We start from the raw sequence: 14,694 nt of genomic DNA, 5'->3' as shown, positions 1-14,694 counted from the left end.
CAGCATGACACGCATCGTAACCGTCGCCGCAACCCAGATGGCCTGCAGCTGGGATATTGCCGGCAATATCGCGCGGGCCGAAAAACTGATCCGGGAGGCTGCTGCCAAAGGTGCGCAGATCGTGCTGATCCAGGAATTGTTCGAGGCGCCGTATTTCTGCCAGGACCAGATTGCCGAATTCTTCGATCTGGCAAAGCCGCTCGAGGGCAATCCGCTGATCGCGCGTTTCTCCAGGCTCGCTGCCGAGCTTGGCGTCGTGCTGCCGATCAGCTTTTTCGAAAAGGCCGGCCCCACCTTCTTCAACAGTATCGCGATCATCGATGCGGATGGCTGCGTACTTGGTCTCTATCACAAGAGCCATCTGCCGGACGGTCCGGGCTACACGGAGAAATTCTACTTCTCGCCCGGCGATACCGGTTTCAAGGTCTGGCAGACCCGCTACGCCAAGATCGGCGTCGGCATATGCTGGGATCAATGGTTCCCGGAAGCGGCGCGATCCATGGCGCTGATGGGCGCCGAACTGCTGTTTTATCCGACAGCAATCGGCTCGGAACCGCAGGATCCGACCATCGACAGCGCCGCCCATTGGCAGCGCGTCATGCAGGGTCATGCAGGCGCCAACCTGATGCCGGTGATCGCCTCGAACCGTATCGGCGTCGAGCCCGGCCGCAAGGGCACGGAACTGACCTTCTATGGTTCGTCCTTCATTGCCGACCAGACAGGTGGCAAGGTCGCGGAAGCCGGACGCCTGGAAGAGATCGTGCTGACAGCCAGCTTCGATCTTGACGGCATTGCCAAGCAGCGCGCCTCCTGGGGCCTGTTCCGCGATCGCCGGCCGGATCTTTATGGACGGGTGCTGACGCTCGACGGCAACGCCTGAGCCGCATTCACATTCCCGGCAGGCAACTGACGTATATCTGACCAAGCCATCGCACGGATCACCGTGCGGCGGCCTGCCCTATCGTGGCTGGGCGTCGTAGGCCTGCTGGGCGACAAGCACGGCATCCATGTGCTTTTCAGCCCAATGGGCCATGGCAGCGACGGTTTCGGTCAGTGTCCGCCCCAGCGGCGTCAGCGCATATTCCACCGTCACCGGCACTGTCGCAAAAGCGGTTCGCGAAACCATGCCGTCGCGCTCCAGCCGCTTGAGCGTCTGCGACAGGACTTTCTGCGACACACCCTTGATATCGCGCCTCAAGTGATTGAAACGCACCGGCTCGCCATCCAGACGATCAAGGATCAGCAAGGCCCATTTGTCGGCCACGCGGGCGAGTACCTGACGGGTCGGGCAGTTCTCTTCATAGACGTCGTAGTCATGCTGCATGATTGGTCCTGCTCGGTTGCGGGCGGTTTCCTGAAGGAAACCATGTCACCCGAAAGTGCCTTCTTTCGCGATTTCTATTTGTGAGTATATATCAAATCGGAAGCTGGTTTCCAATAGATACCTATTCAATCATTCGAGGAATTAACGACATGTCGAACAAGATCCTGGTTCTCGGTGCGACCGGCAATGTGGGCACGCCGCTGGTGAAGGCGCTCGTTGCCAAGGGCGAAAAGGTCAAGGCCGCCTCGCGCGCGGGTAAGCCCGTCGATGGCGCGGAAGGCGTTGTGTTCAGCTACACCGATTCCGCCACTTTCGGCCCGGCGCTCGAAGGCGTCGATCGCGCCTATATCATGCTGGCATCGAGCAATGTCGATGCGATCGGCCTGCTGACGCCGGTGCTTGAGGCTGCCTTTGCGAAAAAAGTGAAGGTGGTGTTCCAAAGCGTTTTCGGCGTTGATGCCGATGACAGCATCCCGTACCGCCAGATCGAGATCGCCATCGAAAAGTCGGGCGTGTCTTATGTGATCCTGCGGCCGAACTGGTTTTCCGACAATTTCCACACCTACTGGAAGGCCGGTATCGACCATGGCCAAATCGCGGTTCCGGCCGGCGACGGCAAGTCGAGCTTCATCGATGCCCGCGACATCGCGGCCAGTGCGGCTGCAGCCCTGACCACCGACGTCTTCAACGGCCGCGCCTTCAACCTGACCGGCCCGCAGGCGCTGAGCTACGGTGAAGCCGCCGCGATCATCGCCAAGACGATCGGCAAGCCGGTCGGCTACAGCGCGATCAGCGACGAGGCCTTCATCGCCATGCTGACCGGCGTCGGCGTTCCCGCCGATTATGCCGGCTTCCTCGCCTCGATATTCTATCCGGTGCGTGAAGGATGGACGGCAGCGGTGACCACCGATGTCGAGACACTGACCGGCAAGGCGCCGCGCTCGGTCGAGACCTATGCCATGGACCATATCGCAGCGCTGAACGGCTGAGGCTACAAAGCGACCCGCCCTCTTTCATCAGAAAGAGGGCGTAAGCCCGCGAACCGCATCCTCGACGATGCCCTCGACGCTCTGGTCGATGCTGACGGTGACCACACCGGCCTCACCGGTCGGCACTTCCAGCGTCGCCAACTGGCTGTCGAGCAGAGCGACAGGCATGAAATGGCCTGTGCGGGCGCCCATGCGCGACAGCAAGAGCGCGTGACTGCCTTCGAGATAGACGAAATGCAGAGGACCGCCGGCTTCCCGACGCAGGAGATCGCGGTAGCTCTGTTTCAGGGCGGAGCATGACACGACGATGCCCTCGCTTCGTGCTGCCGCGATATCGTGGCCGATCCTGGTAAGCCACGGCCAGCGGTCGTCGTCGGTCAACGGCGTGCCCCTGGCCATCTTGTCGACGTTTGCCAGTGGATGCAGTGCATCGCCTTCAGCGAAACTCAGGCCGAGACGTTCTGCCAGCAGCGCGCCGACGGAGGACTTGCCGCAGCCGCTCACACCCATGACGATGACGGCCAGTTGCGTCGATCCGGTTTTCTCCGTCATTTTTCCTCCTGCATGCTTCATCTGCGATTTGCGTGCGGGACGATAGGCAGGCTCAGGCGAAATGCAATCCCGAAGCGGGCTCGATCTCTCTTTTGCGCTCGGCGCGCATGCTTGCGGCAATCTTCTCGGCGATCATGATCACCGGCGCATTGGTGTTGCCGCCGATCAGACGTGGCATGATCGAGGCATCGATGACACGTAGCCCTTCCACCCCGTTGACCCTGAGCGAGGGATCGACGACCGCGGTCGCATGCGATCCCATGCGACAGGTGCCGACCGGATGGTAGATGGTATCGGCGCGGGCGCGGATGGCCGCCTCGAGTTCGTCATCGGAACGGCCTGCCGGATAGAGTTCGCGGCCGCGATAGCGGGCCAGCGCCGGAGATTCCATGATCTGTCGCATCAGCCGCGCACCGGCTTTCAGCGTCTGCATGTCGCGGGGGTCGGAGAGGAAGGCCGGATCGATCTCAGGTGCCGCGAGAGGATCGGCGCTTGCCAGCCGGACCGTGCCGCGCGAATGCGGCCTGAGCACGCAGACATGGCAGGAGTAACCCTGCCCCCAATGCATCTTCCGGGCGTGGTCATCGACCATGGCGACGACGAAATGCAGCTGGATATCGGGACGATGCAGTGTCGGGTCCGTCTTGAGGAAACCACCGGATTCGGCAAAGGTGGAGCGCAGATGGCCTGTGCCGTCGCGGTTCCATTCGCACGCTGCCGTGATGATGTCACGTGCGCCGGCCAAGCTGAGGCCGATCATGTCCTTGTCGGCAGACCTGAAGATCTGGGTATAATCCAGGTGGTCCTGCAGGTTGGCACCGACCTCCGGGAGGTCGTGCACGACCGCGATGCCGTGGTCGCGCAGGTGCTCGGCGGGGCCGATTCCCGACAGCATGAGCAACTGCGGCGATTGCAAGGCCCCGGCCGACAGCAGCACCTCTCGCCGGGCGCCGACCACGATCTCGCTGCGCCCGCGGCGATAGGCGACACCCACGGCCCTGCCCCGCTCGATGACGATCCGGCTTGCCCGGACGCCCCGAATGATCTTCAGGTTGGGACGATCCAGATGATCGTGCAGATAGGCGGCGGCAGACGAGCAGCGTTCGCCCTTTTTCGGGCCACGCCAGTATTGCGTTGCCTGATAGAGCCCGAGCCCTTCCTGCAGCGGACCGTTGAAATCCTCGTTGGGTCGAAAGCCGCATTGTTCGCCGGCCTTGATGAAGGCCTGGTTGATCGGACGGGCCCAGTTGGCGTCGCTGACCTGCAAGGGACCGCCACGGCCATGCCAGGGATCAGCGCCCCGGACATTGTCCTCGGCTTTCAGAAACCACGGCAGGACATCGGCAAAGGACCAGCCCTTTGCACCAAGTGCCGCCCATTCGTCATAGTCGCCCCGATGGCCGCGGGTGTAGAGCATGGCATTGATCAGGCTCGAGCCACCCAGTCCGCGCCCGCGCGGCTGATAGCCGACGCGATCATTCAAACCCTTCTGCGGCGTGGTGGAAAAGGCCCAGTTGCCGCCTTTCAGATAGCCGGGCACGATGGCGGCCGCACCGGACGGCACCCGCATCAGCAGATCGCGACCCAGGCCGCCGGCCTCCAGCAGGCAGACGCGGATATCCGGATCTTCGCTCAGCCGCGCAGCCAGAACGGAGCCCGCCGAACCGCCGCCGACGATGACATAGTCAAACATGAAGCCACCTCCTCCCAGAGGACAAGGCGGCCTCGCTCATGCCACCCGCAATGGACGCCTCCCGACTTCCATTTACGTAAACGTAGCTTTATGTGACGCGCGTCACAAGAGCGGCCATATAGAGTTTTGACTATTTTTCTGGCGACCGCGACCAAGCTCAGATGCGCGACAGAGCAGTGCACCACTGCACCGCTGCATATCGATCCAACCAATGCAGTGTCGTTCTTATCGGCGCCTGGTGGTCACCGCAGCGCGATGTAGCGGTCCGAGCGGTGGTTGATGGCGAGGAAAAGGTTGAGGACAACGGCGCCGAGAACCGAATAGGCGACAACCATCGGGCTGACCACGGCAAAGGCTGTCGCCATGACACAGAGGTCGAAGGCAAGCTGGACAAGGCCGGCGCGGATGCCGAAGCGGTCCTGGATATAGATGGCGAGGATGCCGAGACCGCCGAGGCTGGCGCGGTGGCGATAAAGCGCCAGGAGGCCGAAGCCGAGGAGAAGGCCACCCAGGATCGCGGCCCAGACCGGAGCGATGCTTTCGATGACCAGGAAGCGACTTTCGATTTCGACGAGGAACGAGGTGAAGCCGACCGCGAGGAAGGTCTTTACGGTGAAATCGACACCGACGCGGCGCAGCGACAGGATATAGAAGGGCAGATTGAGAACGAAGAACAGCAGGCCGAAGCTCATGCCGGTCCAGTAGTGCAGGACGAAGGCAAGGCCGGCCATGCCGCCGGTGAGCAAGCCGACCTTGGCAAGAAGATAGAGACCCAGCGCCGCGATCATGCTGCCGGCGATCAGGCCCTGCAGATCTTCGGCCACGGTGTGACGCGTCGGATTGGAATTCCAGATACCCAGCATGCTCGTGATCTGCGCCATCAACCATCTCCGCGAAAAGGGGCCTCCCAACCGCCAAGATGACCTGAGAAACGCCTGTTCACAAGGGTGATGGGTCAGGAATACTGACCTATCGAAAAGATCGCAAGAAAACCGTCGTTCAGGGCTTCTTCACCGCAAGAAACAGAATGCCGAAGACCTGTTTTCCGCCATCCATGCGAATGGTGGTGCGCTCGAGTTTGACGACGTCGAAGCCGTTTTCCGCGAGACGCTGGCGCACATGGACTTCGGAATGGGCATAACGCAGCGACGGCTGAAGCGCGAAGCCTTCGGCCAGGGCTGCGTCCTCGACGGAAAAGGCAAAGAGTGCGGCGGGTTGCGACAGGTTTGCCGCGAGTGAAAAGGCGTTGGCGAGATCGCCCAGATACATCAGCACATCGGCTGCCGAGACCAGATCGGCACGGTGACCGGCCAATCCGCCGGCGAAGAGACCGGAGGGTTCCGGGTCGAGAGAGAGATCGGCGCGCGCCAGCAGGTCATAGAGATTTTTCTCTTCTGCCCGGGCCAGCATGTTGGCGGACAGGTCGAAACCTTCGAGACGGGTCGCATGCTGACGGATCTCGGCGCCGAACAGGCCTGTGCCGCAGCCGAGATCGATCGCGCAGGCGAAGGGCTTGGCCCGCGGCCTGGAGGCGACCAGGGCCGCGAGCTTGCCGGGCACCGAATAATCCAGCCGCTCGACCAGGGCCGTGTCGAAGCGGTCGGCATAATCGTCGAACAGCGCCTCGACATAGCGACTGGGCGGCGTGTCGGGCATCTTTTCCGCACCGAGCAGGGCAAGCTTCAGCTGCGCGCCGAAAATGTCCTCGGGGTCGAGCGACAAAACGGACCGCAAGGCGGCGATCGCCTTGTCCGGCTGGCCGGATTTCTCGGCATAATCGGCAAGGCGCACCAGCCCGGCCGGCCAGACGGGGGCCAGTTCCAGCGCCTGCTCCATCAATTCGACGGCGGCCGCAGGATCGCCACTTTCTGCCAGCATGCGGGCATAGTCGGCGCGACGGTCGGCAATAACGTCGCCGGAGGAAAACTGGGTCGGATGCATGGTATCCCTCAAGGCCTTTCAGGATGTGGAAGGCGCGCGGTCTTGACCGACGGCCGGAAAAAACTCAAGTGCTAAATGGAATGCGAAGCAGGTCTTCGCCTCAAGGAATGCTTGCGAGGGCTGGTCAGTCCTCCCATATCAGAGCAAACAGGAGCGCCCTATGTCGGATAGCGTCAACAGATTTCTCGGCGATACGCCAGGCCGCACGATCGTCAAGCTGATCGTCGTGTCGCTGATCGTCGGCTTCGTCATGGCCGTGTTCGGGCTCGATCCGCTCGACCTGATCCAGGGCGTGAAGTATTTCATCCTCGACCTCTGGCATACCGGCTTTGCCGCCCTTGGCCGGGTCGGCGACTACCTGCTAATCGGCGCGACCATCGTCATTCCGGTGTTCATCATCCTGCGCCTGTTTGCCTCGCGGAAATGACATGAACGAACAAAACCTGCATCTGCCGCGCCGCCGGCTTCTCCTCTTGGCCGGCAGCGGCCTGGCGCTTTCGATCGCCGGCTGCCGCACGACCGACGTGCTGACCCCGGACGACGCCCAGGCGCGGGCCGAGACCGAGGGTGCGCTGAAACTGGTCAACGATCTGCGTAACGCGAAGGGACTTTCGCCGCTGGTGCGGGCCAAAGAGGCGGAAGTGGCGGCCATCGTCCAGGCCAAGCGCATGGCGCGCGCCGGCAAGATGACCCATCTGATCGGCTTCAACGACAGCTTCCTGGAGCGGATGAAGGACAGCGATGTGCCGCTTCCGGCAGCGGAAAACATCGCCACCGGCCAGGATACGGTCGGTCGCGCGGTTCAGGCGTGGATCGATTCACGACGGCACCTGGACAATATGCTCGGATCCTATCGCGGGCTGGGCGTCGCGGTAGCCTTTAATGCCTCTTCCGCAAACCGGCCGTATTGGGCCATGGTGCTGTCGGCCTGAGCGATTCCCGCCTTGCCGCCAAGGGCAGGACAGAGGGCAGGACATGGACCATAGCAAGGTTCGAGATCAGGGCGCAGATCCCTCTCGCATCATAGAGGTGACGCATCGTTCGGTGCTGGCAATCGCCGTGCCGATGACGCTGGGCTTCCTGACCACGCCACTGCTTGGCCTGACCGATACCGCCGTGATCGGCCGCACCGGCACTGCGGCAAGCCTGGCCGGCCTTGCCATTGCAGCCGCCCTTTTCGACCTGCTGTTTGCCAGTCTCAATTTTCTGCGCACCTCGACCACGGCGCTCGTCGCACAGGCAGAGGGCCGCCGGGACGACAACGAGGTTTTTGCCGTCTTCTGGCGATCGATGGCGCTATCGGTCGGCTTCGGGCTGCTCATCCTGGCATTGTCGCCGCTGATCGCGGCCGGTGGTCTGGCACTGATGGGAGCCGAGGGCGAGGTGGCACTGGCAGCATCCACCTATATCGCCATCCGCATCCTGGCCGGGCCGCTGACACTGTCCAACTTCACCCTGCTCGGCTTCGTGCTGGGGCGCGGCATGGGATCGGTGGGGCTGGCGCTGCAGATCCTGCTGAACGGCGTCAACATCATCATGTCGATCACGCTTGGCATCACATTCGGCTGGGGCATTGCCGGCGTTGCCTGGGGCACGGTGATCGGCGAAGGGGTCGCAGCTGTCGCAGGAATCTGTTTCGTCTTCTGGCGTTATCGCGGCGCAGCCATGCCCCGGCTGGCGATGCTGACCGACAGAGCCAGGCTCGCTCATCTCTTCCAGCTGAACCGCGACATCCTGATCCGGACCTTCTCGCTGATCACCGCCTTTACCGTGATGACACGGGTGGGCGTGAGCTTCGGGCCGGTGACGCTGGCGGCAAACGCCGTGCTGATGAATTTCTTCATGATCGCCAGCTTCTATCTCGACGGCATTGCCACGGCCGCCGAGCAGATCACCGGCCAGACGGTCGGCGCCAGATCTCGGGCAGGCTTCGAAAAGGCAGTCAAGCTGACCGGGATCTGGTCGCTGGGGCTGGCGCTCGCCAGCCTCGCTTTCTTCCTCGTCTTCGGCGCGGCGATCATCGGCTTCATCACCACGGCCGAAGACGTGCGGGCCATGGCTTCTACCTACCTGCCCTACGCCGCGCTGACGGCCCTGACCGGGGCGCTCGCCTTCCAGATGGACGGCGTCTTCATCGGCGCGACATGGTCGAGCGAGATGCGCAACATGATGATCGTGGCGCTCGCAGGCTACCTGCTGGCGGTGGCGATCCTGGTACCGTTGGCCGGCAATCACGGGCTCTGGGTCGCGCTCAACGTGTTTCTGGCGCTGCGCGGCCTTTTGCTGCTGTCACGGCTGAAGATGAAGATCGATCAGACCTTCACCGAGAGCCAGTGATCGAGGCGGCTGTCGCGCAGTTCGCGGATATTGGCGACCTTTTCGCGGTCGATGAGGGTCGACAGACCACGGACGACCTTGGCCGGCAGGCCGGGGCCTTCATAGACCATGCAGGAATAGAGCTGGACGAGATCGGCGCCGGCGCGGATCTTTTCCAGCGCCGTTTCCGCTGACGACACACCGCCAACGCCGATAATCGCCAGATCCTTGCCGACACGCTTGCGCATGCGGGCAAGCACCGCGGTGGACCTGTCGAACAGGGGCTTGCCGGACAGGCCGCCCGCTTCCTTGGCGACGACCGGATCAGAGAGGCCGTCGCGGGCGAGCGTGGTGTTGGAGACGATCAGGCCGTCGAGATCATGGGCGAGCGCCACTTCGGCGATGTCGTCCATGCCCTCTTCCGTCAGATCGGGGGCGATCTTGAGGAAGACCGGGATGCGGCGGCCGGCGCGCAGCGCCTCCTCCTGGCGCGCGGCGAGCACGGCCGACAACAGGGCCGCCAGGCTCTCGCGCGCTTGCAGGTCGCGCAGGCCCGGCGTGTTGGGCGACGAAATGTTAGCGGTGAAATAGCTGGCGACCGGATAGAAGCGGCGGATACCGGCGACATAGTCGGCGATCCGGTCTTCTGCATCCTTGTTGGCGCCGATGTTGACGCCGACAAGACCGGGTTTGCCGGAACGGGCAGACAGACGCGCATAGGCGGCATCATGACCCTCATTGTTGAAGCCGAGGCGGTTGATCACCGCCATGTCGTCCACCAGCCGGAAGATGCGCGGCTTGGGATTGCCTGCCTGCGGCTTAGGGGTCAGCGTGCCGATTTCGGCGAAACCGAAGCCGAGCGACAGAAGCGCATCAGGCACTTCGGCATTCTTGTCATAGCCGGCGGCCATGCCGAGCGGATTGGCGAAGGAGAGGCCGGCGACCGTCTGGGCGAGGCGTGGATCGGGATGGATGCGGCAGGACGGCAGGAGGCCGGATTTCAGCGCGGCAATCGACATGCCATGGGCGGTTTCGGCGTCGAAGAGGAAGAGGCCACGGCGGGCGAGAGAGGCGAAATCGAGCATTACTGGGTATCCCTGGAAGAAGCGTTCTTGAAGGCGTCGGGAAAAAGATGGGCGCCGTCCGGTCCAAGCGGTAGCGGCTTTTCCCAGACGACAGCATCGAACGGCAAAGCGGCGTAAAGATGGGGGAAGAGTGCACCATTGCGCGACGGCTCCCATTTCAGGGCGTCTCCCAGCGCTGCCGTTTCAACCGCAACCAGCAAGAGGCCCGACTGTCCGGTGAAATGCAGCCTTGCGGTCTCAACCGCCTGGGCGGCAGTGGAGAAATGGATATAACCATCGGCGAGATCGATTGCCGCTCCCGTGAACTGGCCGCCGGGACGCGCCGCCTGCCATAATTCCTGCGGGACGATCTTGTATATGATCCGATCCATGGTCGCTCCTGACGTTCTTGTGTTCCGACGCGATCTTTGGCAGCGGTTTGCCGCAAAGCGGCGTCCTTGTCCACGCCTGTGGCCAATTGCACGACAAGAGGAGGAATAAAGAAATGGTGGGAATGCTGTCCACGAGCCTTGTTGCCACAGTGCTGGCGCTGTCGAGCCTGCCGGCAGTCGCCCAGGATGCATCGGCCGATCGCTACAGCCTGGAAAAATCCGAAACCGGCTTTGTCCGTCTTGACCGGCAGACGGGGACTGTGACGCTGTGCAAGGAGGTCGATGGCAGCCTGACCTGCCGCATGGCGGCGGATGAACGGGCAGCCTATGACGAGGATCTGGCGCGGCTGGAAAAACGCGTCGACCTTTTGGAAAAACAGCTGGCGTCCGGCATGCCTGCGGCGGCGGCCAAGGGCGAGTTGCCGAGCGATGCCGAAATCGACCGCTCGATCGGGATCATGGAGCGCTTCATGCGGGCCTTCTTCGGACTGGTGCAGGAGTTCAGGCAGGAAGAGGAGCAGACACCGCCGAGCAAGACCTGAGGCGAGCAAGAACTGAGGCAAGCACGCCGCGCCATGGCGGCGATGTCATGTCGAATGGGCTCCGTCGATTGGCGTTGATGATCGTGCTTGTCGAGCGGACTTGTCTATTGTCATTGTCTAGTGGCGCAGCAAGCGCTAAAAGAAGACAGGCGCATTGCGCCATAGCTGACACAGCTCTTGGGAGGGGGCTTTGACATGGCTGCATCCACTTTCATCATTGCTGACGACCATCCATTGTTTCGCGGCGCACTGCGCCAGGCCGTGACCGGCATCGACGGTACCCAGACGATCATCGAGGCCGGCGATTTCGAAGCGGCGCGGGCGGCGGCAACGGCCCATCCCGATGCCGACCTGATGCTGCTCGATCTCGCCATGCCGGGCGTCAGCGGCTTTTCCGGCCTGATGGCGATGCGCGCCGAATTTGCTAGCCTGCCGCTGGTGATCGTCTCGGCCAGCGACGACCCGGTGACCATTCGCCGGGCGCTGGAACTGGGCGCATCCGGCTTCATTTCCAAATCCTCCGGCATCGACGATATCCGGGCGGCGATCCAGTGTGTGCTGGAAGGCGATATCTGGACGCCGAAGAGCTATCAGGGCGGACAGGAGACCGATCCGGACGTGGCCGACCTGATCAGCCGGCTGAGGACGCTGACGCCGCAGCAGAGCCGCGTGCTCGGCATGCTCGGCGAAGGGCTGCTGAACAAGCAGATCGCCTATGAACTCGGCGTATCGGAAGCAACCATCAAGGCGCATGTCTCGGCCATCCTGCTGAAGCTCAAGGTCGACAGCCGGACCCAGGCCGTGATTCAGCTCGGCAAGATCAACATGGCCATGGTCGCCTGACGGGCGGCTTTCAGTGCAAGGATTTTATTCCTTTTTGCTTTACTACGATGACGCTCTGCCTTATTGTTCCAGCCGAATTGGCCGGGGCAGGCTGTGTGCCGCCTATCCGGTCCTGGAGCAGGCGCGATCATGCTTTCGCACGACAGCATATGGGCCGCGATTGACCGCCTTGCCGAGCGGCATTCGCTGACGCCATCAGGGCTTGCACGCAAGGCGGGCCTGGACCCGACCTCGTTCAACAAATCCAAACGTGTGGCTGCCGACGGCCGGATGCGCTGGCCATCGACGGAATCGATTTCCAAGGTGCTGGACGCGACCGGCGCGAGCCTCGACCAGTTCATGAGCTATGTCTCGCCAGACGCCGGTCGTTACCAGATTCCGCAAGGCTCCTTTCCGGCCCAGGCCAGCTCCATACCGTTGCTCGGCATGGCGCAGGCCGGCGCGGGCGGATTTTTCGACGATGGCGGCTTTCCGGCAGGACAGGGCTGGGACCTGGTGGAATTCCCCTCGCCGCCCGGGCGCGGCGCCGGCGTCTATGCGCTCGAGGTGCAGGGCGACAGCATGAAGCCGCTCTACCGGGACGGCGACATCCTGATCGTCGAACCGGGCGCACAGGTGCGCCGTGGCGACCGCGTGGTGGTGAAGACCCGCGAGGGCGAGGTCATGGCCAAGATCATGGCGCGGCAAAGCGCCAAAAGCATCGACTTGCAATCGCTCAACCCGGAACACCCGCCACGCAGTATCGACATGGGCGATGTCGAATGGGTGGCGCGGATCATCTGGGCCAGCCAGTAGGAAAACGCACCTATGCGACGGAACGGCATCACTATCGCCATCGGAATGGCCGGACTTCTGCTGTGGAGCTTTCTGGTTGCTTCCGCCGGCCATTCCCTGCGTGATGAGCCGGTCGAATACGATCTCGAAGACATGGATGTGCCGGATCCCTCGGAACTGGAGCTGCCGGAAGCCGAGACCATCGTCGAGCCGCAGATCGAGGGGCGCAGCGTCAGGCCGATTGCGCCGGAGGTGTTTGCTTCGCCGGCCGTTGCCAATGCCGAAAACCTCGAACGCGTGGCGCCCCGCGAACCGTTCAGCGAGAACCGTGTGGCGGCCAAGCCGGATGTGGTTCTTCTGCCGCGGCCGATCTCACTGCAGGCGGGGATCGTGGCTTTCGGGGACGATCAGCGCATACGGCTCGTCGATATCGAGGCGACCGCGCTCGAGCGCAATTGTCCGGCGGCGGATGCCGGCGAATGGCCGTGCGGCATGATGGCGCGCACGCAGCAAAGACTTTTGCTGCGCAACCGGTCGCTCGCCTGTGAAACAAGCGAGCAACATTGGGTGGGCGAGATCGAGACACGCTGCTGGGTCGGCACGCTGGATGTCTCGACCTGGCTTGCCCAGCATGGCTGGGCAGAGGCGCGCGCTGGCTCGGCGCTGGCAATGCTGACCGAAAAGGCGCGGACAGATGGAATCGGACTGTTCGGCGACGCTATCCGCTAAAGTCAGCCCACAGACCGGCAGACCCGCAATCCAGGCGCAACACAGGTGCCGGCCTTGAAAGCGACCAACGCAGTGCCTACTCTCGGCCGAAACAATCAGGACCTGATTTCATGCAAAACCACGTCTCCACCGAAGAAGCGCTTATTTTCGTCATGGTGATGGCTTCGGCCGTCGACAATGCCATGGCGGAAAAGGAGCTGCGCCGGATCGGCCAGTTGATCGACATCCTGCCGGTCTTTGGCGATTTCGACAAAGATCGGCTGATCGTGGTTTCACAGCGCTGTGCCGAAATCCTCAATGGCGCAGAAGGCCTGGATGTCGCACTGGAGACCGTTCGCGACGCCTTGCCGGAGCGTTTGTACGAGACCGCCTATGCGCTTGCCGTCGAGATTGCGGCAGTAGATCTTGCGATCCGTTCCGAGGAATTGCGGCTGCTGGAATTGTTGCGCAGCCGATTGAAGCTCGACAAGCTGGTGTGTGCGGCAATCGAGCGGAGTGCGGCGGCGCGATACCGCCAGGCCTGATTTCGCCTGATGTCAGCCGGCCTCGCTCAATAAAGGCCGGAGGGGAAATAGCGCAGATAGATCTCTTCCAGCCGGCCATCGCGCGACAGCGCCGCAAGCGCGCTGTCGAGGGCTGCAGCCAGCGTGCCGCCCTGCGGGCCGAGCATGATGGTCATGCCCTCGCCGAGAAACCTTTCCGACATGTAAGGGCCGTCAAACAGCATGCAGCAATTGCCGGCGGCCGGGCTTTGTGTCCAGAAGGACAGCTGCAGGGCATCGGCAAAGGCGGCATCGACCTTGCGATCCTTCACCGCTGAAAGCAGCGCCTCGCGGGTTTCGAAAGCCACCGGCTTGATGTCGGGAAAGAAGGATTTCAGCATCGCCTCATGCGCCGTACCAGTCAGCACGCCGACAGGACGGCCGAACAGGGCAGCAGAATCCTGGCGTAGCAGTTGTGTATCGCGATGACGGATAAACCGCGCCGGCAGGAGCATGTAGGGCCGGCTGAAGACGAAACGCTGGCGCAGGGCTGCCGTGACCGCAACACCGGCCAGAACCGCATCACCTTGCCCAGCCTCAAGCGCCTCCTGCAACTGCGCATAGGGAAGCGCCTGAATCTGGCATTTCGCCTCCAGGCCGAGTTCGGCGCATAATGCGCGGGCAAGATCGATGTGGAAGCCGGCCAAACGGCCTGTCTGATCGGTGAAATTGAAGGGCGGAAAATCCGTCGTGGTGAGGAAGCGGAGGCGCAGGATGTCGTTGACGTCCGGCCGCGCCAGTCGCTCGCGGGCATCGAAGAGCACCGGCAGATCGCCCGTCGCTTCGCTTGGAGCCTGTGCGGCCGGGCCTTGCGCCTGGGCAGCCGCTGCAAGTGTCACCAGCAAAAGCAGCAAAAATCGAGACAGCCATGAACACAACCCACGTAAATCTAGGGATGTAACTTCTGCGCGTATCCGTATCATCACATACCGGGGTCATTGGGGGCGTCATCTGGGGTGGTGACGTGTATCAGGTTCATGTGGACGAGGGAAT

General features: G+C 62.6%; 18 protein-coding genes. 10 read left to right on the top strand and 8 right to left on the bottom strand.

Annotated elements, in window-relative coordinates; all coding sequences use genetic code 11:
- Window positions 1–4 precede the first annotated feature (4 nt).
- Entirely contained in the window at window positions 5–880 is an 876-nt protein-coding gene (gene aguB, locus GVK95_RS02345; protein WP_159946246.1) for an N-carbamoylputrescine amidase, read from the top strand.
- A 78-nt stretch (window positions 881–958) separates the two neighbouring features.
- On the opposite strand, the gene GVK95_RS02340 is transcribed toward aguB, so the two are convergent.
- The gene (locus tag GVK95_RS02340; RefSeq protein WP_159946245.1) at window positions 959–1,324 is read right to left on the bottom strand and encodes a helix-turn-helix domain-containing protein; all 366 of its coding nucleotides are present in this window, start codon (window positions 1,322–1,324) and stop codon (window positions 959–961) included.
- 149 nt (window positions 1,325–1,473) lie between these two features.
- Here GVK95_RS02340 and GVK95_RS02335 point away from each other — a divergent pair, with 149 nt between their 5' ends.
- Entirely contained in the window at window positions 1,474–2,313 is an 840-nt protein-coding gene (locus GVK95_RS02335; protein ID WP_159946244.1) for an SDR family oxidoreductase, read from the top strand.
- Between the two features lie 27 nt (window positions 2,314–2,340).
- On the opposite strand, the gene GVK95_RS02330 is transcribed toward GVK95_RS02335, so the two are convergent.
- From GVK95_RS02330 to GVK95_RS02315, 4 genes are all read right to left on the bottom strand, one after another.
- Complete coding sequence (locus GVK95_RS02330) at window positions 2,341–2,865, bottom strand: gluconokinase (RefSeq protein ID WP_159946243.1); 525 nt, start codon at window positions 2,863–2,865, stop codon at window positions 2,341–2,343.
- A gap of 52 nt (window positions 2,866–2,917) precedes the next feature.
- Window positions 2,918–4,558, bottom strand: coding sequence for a GMC family oxidoreductase N-terminal domain-containing protein (locus tag GVK95_RS02325; protein ID WP_159946242.1), 1,641 nt, complete (start codon window positions 4,556–4,558; stop codon window positions 2,918–2,920).
- A 242-nt stretch (window positions 4,559–4,800) separates the two neighbouring features.
- The gene (locus tag GVK95_RS02320) at window positions 4,801–5,439 is read right to left on the bottom strand and encodes a YitT family protein (protein WP_007607848.1); all 639 of its coding nucleotides are present in this window, start codon (window positions 5,437–5,439) and stop codon (window positions 4,801–4,803) included.
- Window positions 5,440–5,557: 118 nt separating this feature from the next.
- The gene (locus GVK95_RS02315) at window positions 5,558–6,499 is read right to left on the bottom strand and encodes a methyltransferase domain-containing protein (RefSeq protein ID WP_159946241.1); all 942 of its coding nucleotides are present in this window, start codon (window positions 6,497–6,499) and stop codon (window positions 5,558–5,560) included.
- Window positions 6,500–6,659: 160 nt separating this feature from the next.
- Here GVK95_RS02315 and GVK95_RS02310 point away from each other — a divergent pair, with 160 nt between their 5' ends.
- The 3 genes from GVK95_RS02310 to GVK95_RS02300 are packed head-to-tail and all read left to right on the top strand — an operon-like array spanning window position 6,660 to window position 8,836.
- Window positions 6,660–6,926, top strand: coding sequence for a DUF6460 domain-containing protein (locus tag GVK95_RS02310; protein WP_113143176.1), 267 nt, complete (start codon window positions 6,660–6,662; stop codon window positions 6,924–6,926).
- A 1-nt stretch (window position 6,927) separates the two neighbouring features.
- On the top strand, window positions 6,928–7,431 hold the full coding sequence (locus GVK95_RS02305; RefSeq protein ID WP_159946240.1) for a CAP domain-containing protein: 504 nt from the start codon (window positions 6,928–6,930) through the stop codon (window positions 7,429–7,431).
- Window positions 7,432–7,474: 43 nt separating this feature from the next.
- Window positions 7,475–8,836, top strand: a complete 1,362-nt coding sequence (locus tag GVK95_RS02300) for an MATE family efflux transporter (RefSeq protein WP_159946239.1) — start codon at window positions 7,475–7,477, stop codon at window positions 8,834–8,836.
- Here the strand turns inward: GVK95_RS02300 and GVK95_RS02295 are convergent.
- A complete protein-coding gene (locus GVK95_RS02295; RefSeq protein ID WP_159946238.1) occupies window positions 8,812–9,900 on the bottom strand; it encodes a quinone-dependent dihydroorotate dehydrogenase in 1,089 nt (362 codons plus the stop codon). The two genes, GVK95_RS02300 and GVK95_RS02295, sit on opposite strands and share 25 nt — an antisense overlap.
- A complete protein-coding gene (locus tag GVK95_RS02290; protein WP_159946237.1) occupies window positions 9,900–10,271 on the bottom strand; it encodes a DUF952 domain-containing protein in 372 nt (123 codons plus the stop codon). The genes GVK95_RS02295 and GVK95_RS02290 overlap by 1 nt, the downstream gene beginning before the upstream one ends.
- 113 nt (window positions 10,272–10,384) lie before the next feature.
- Between GVK95_RS02290 and GVK95_RS02285 the strand changes: the two genes are divergently transcribed.
- From GVK95_RS02285 to GVK95_RS02265, 5 genes are all read left to right on the top strand, one after another.
- On the top strand, window positions 10,385–10,813 hold the full coding sequence (locus GVK95_RS02285) for a hypothetical protein (protein ID WP_159946236.1): 429 nt from the start codon (window positions 10,385–10,387) through the stop codon (window positions 10,811–10,813).
- A 195-nt stretch (window positions 10,814–11,008) separates the two neighbouring features.
- Entirely contained in the window at window positions 11,009–11,656 is a 648-nt protein-coding gene (locus GVK95_RS02280; RefSeq protein ID WP_159946235.1) for a response regulator transcription factor, read from the top strand.
- Between the two features lie 129 nt (window positions 11,657–11,785).
- The gene (locus GVK95_RS02275) at window positions 11,786–12,451 is read left to right on the top strand and encodes a helix-turn-helix transcriptional regulator (protein WP_159946234.1); all 666 of its coding nucleotides are present in this window, start codon (window positions 11,786–11,788) and stop codon (window positions 12,449–12,451) included.
- Between the two features lie 12 nt (window positions 12,452–12,463).
- Window positions 12,464–13,159 carry a hypothetical protein gene (locus GVK95_RS02270; protein WP_159946233.1) on the top strand — a complete coding sequence of 232 codons (696 nt, stop codon included), beginning with the start codon at window positions 12,464–12,466 and terminating at the stop codon, window positions 13,157–13,159.
- Between the two features lie 110 nt (window positions 13,160–13,269).
- On the top strand, window positions 13,270–13,683 hold the full coding sequence (locus GVK95_RS02265; protein WP_159946232.1) for a tellurite resistance TerB family protein: 414 nt from the start codon (window positions 13,270–13,272) through the stop codon (window positions 13,681–13,683).
- Window positions 13,684–13,709: 26 nt separating this feature from the next.
- Here GVK95_RS02265 and GVK95_RS02260 read toward each other — a convergent pair whose 3' ends face one another.
- Window positions 13,710–14,546: a transporter substrate-binding domain-containing protein gene (locus GVK95_RS02260; protein WP_244618656.1), complete on the bottom strand. Its 837-nt coding sequence runs from the start codon at window positions 14,544–14,546 to the stop codon at window positions 13,710–13,712.
- Window positions 14,547–14,694: the final 148 nt, after the last annotated feature.

The sequence above is a fragment of the Rhizobium sp. 18065 genome, assembly GCF_902706095.1.
Taxonomy (GTDB): Bacteria; Pseudomonadota; Alphaproteobacteria; order Rhizobiales; family Rhizobiaceae; genus Allorhizobium.
Note: the sequence above shows the minus strand (reverse complement) of the source record. Positions and strands in the feature narration are given on the sequence as shown.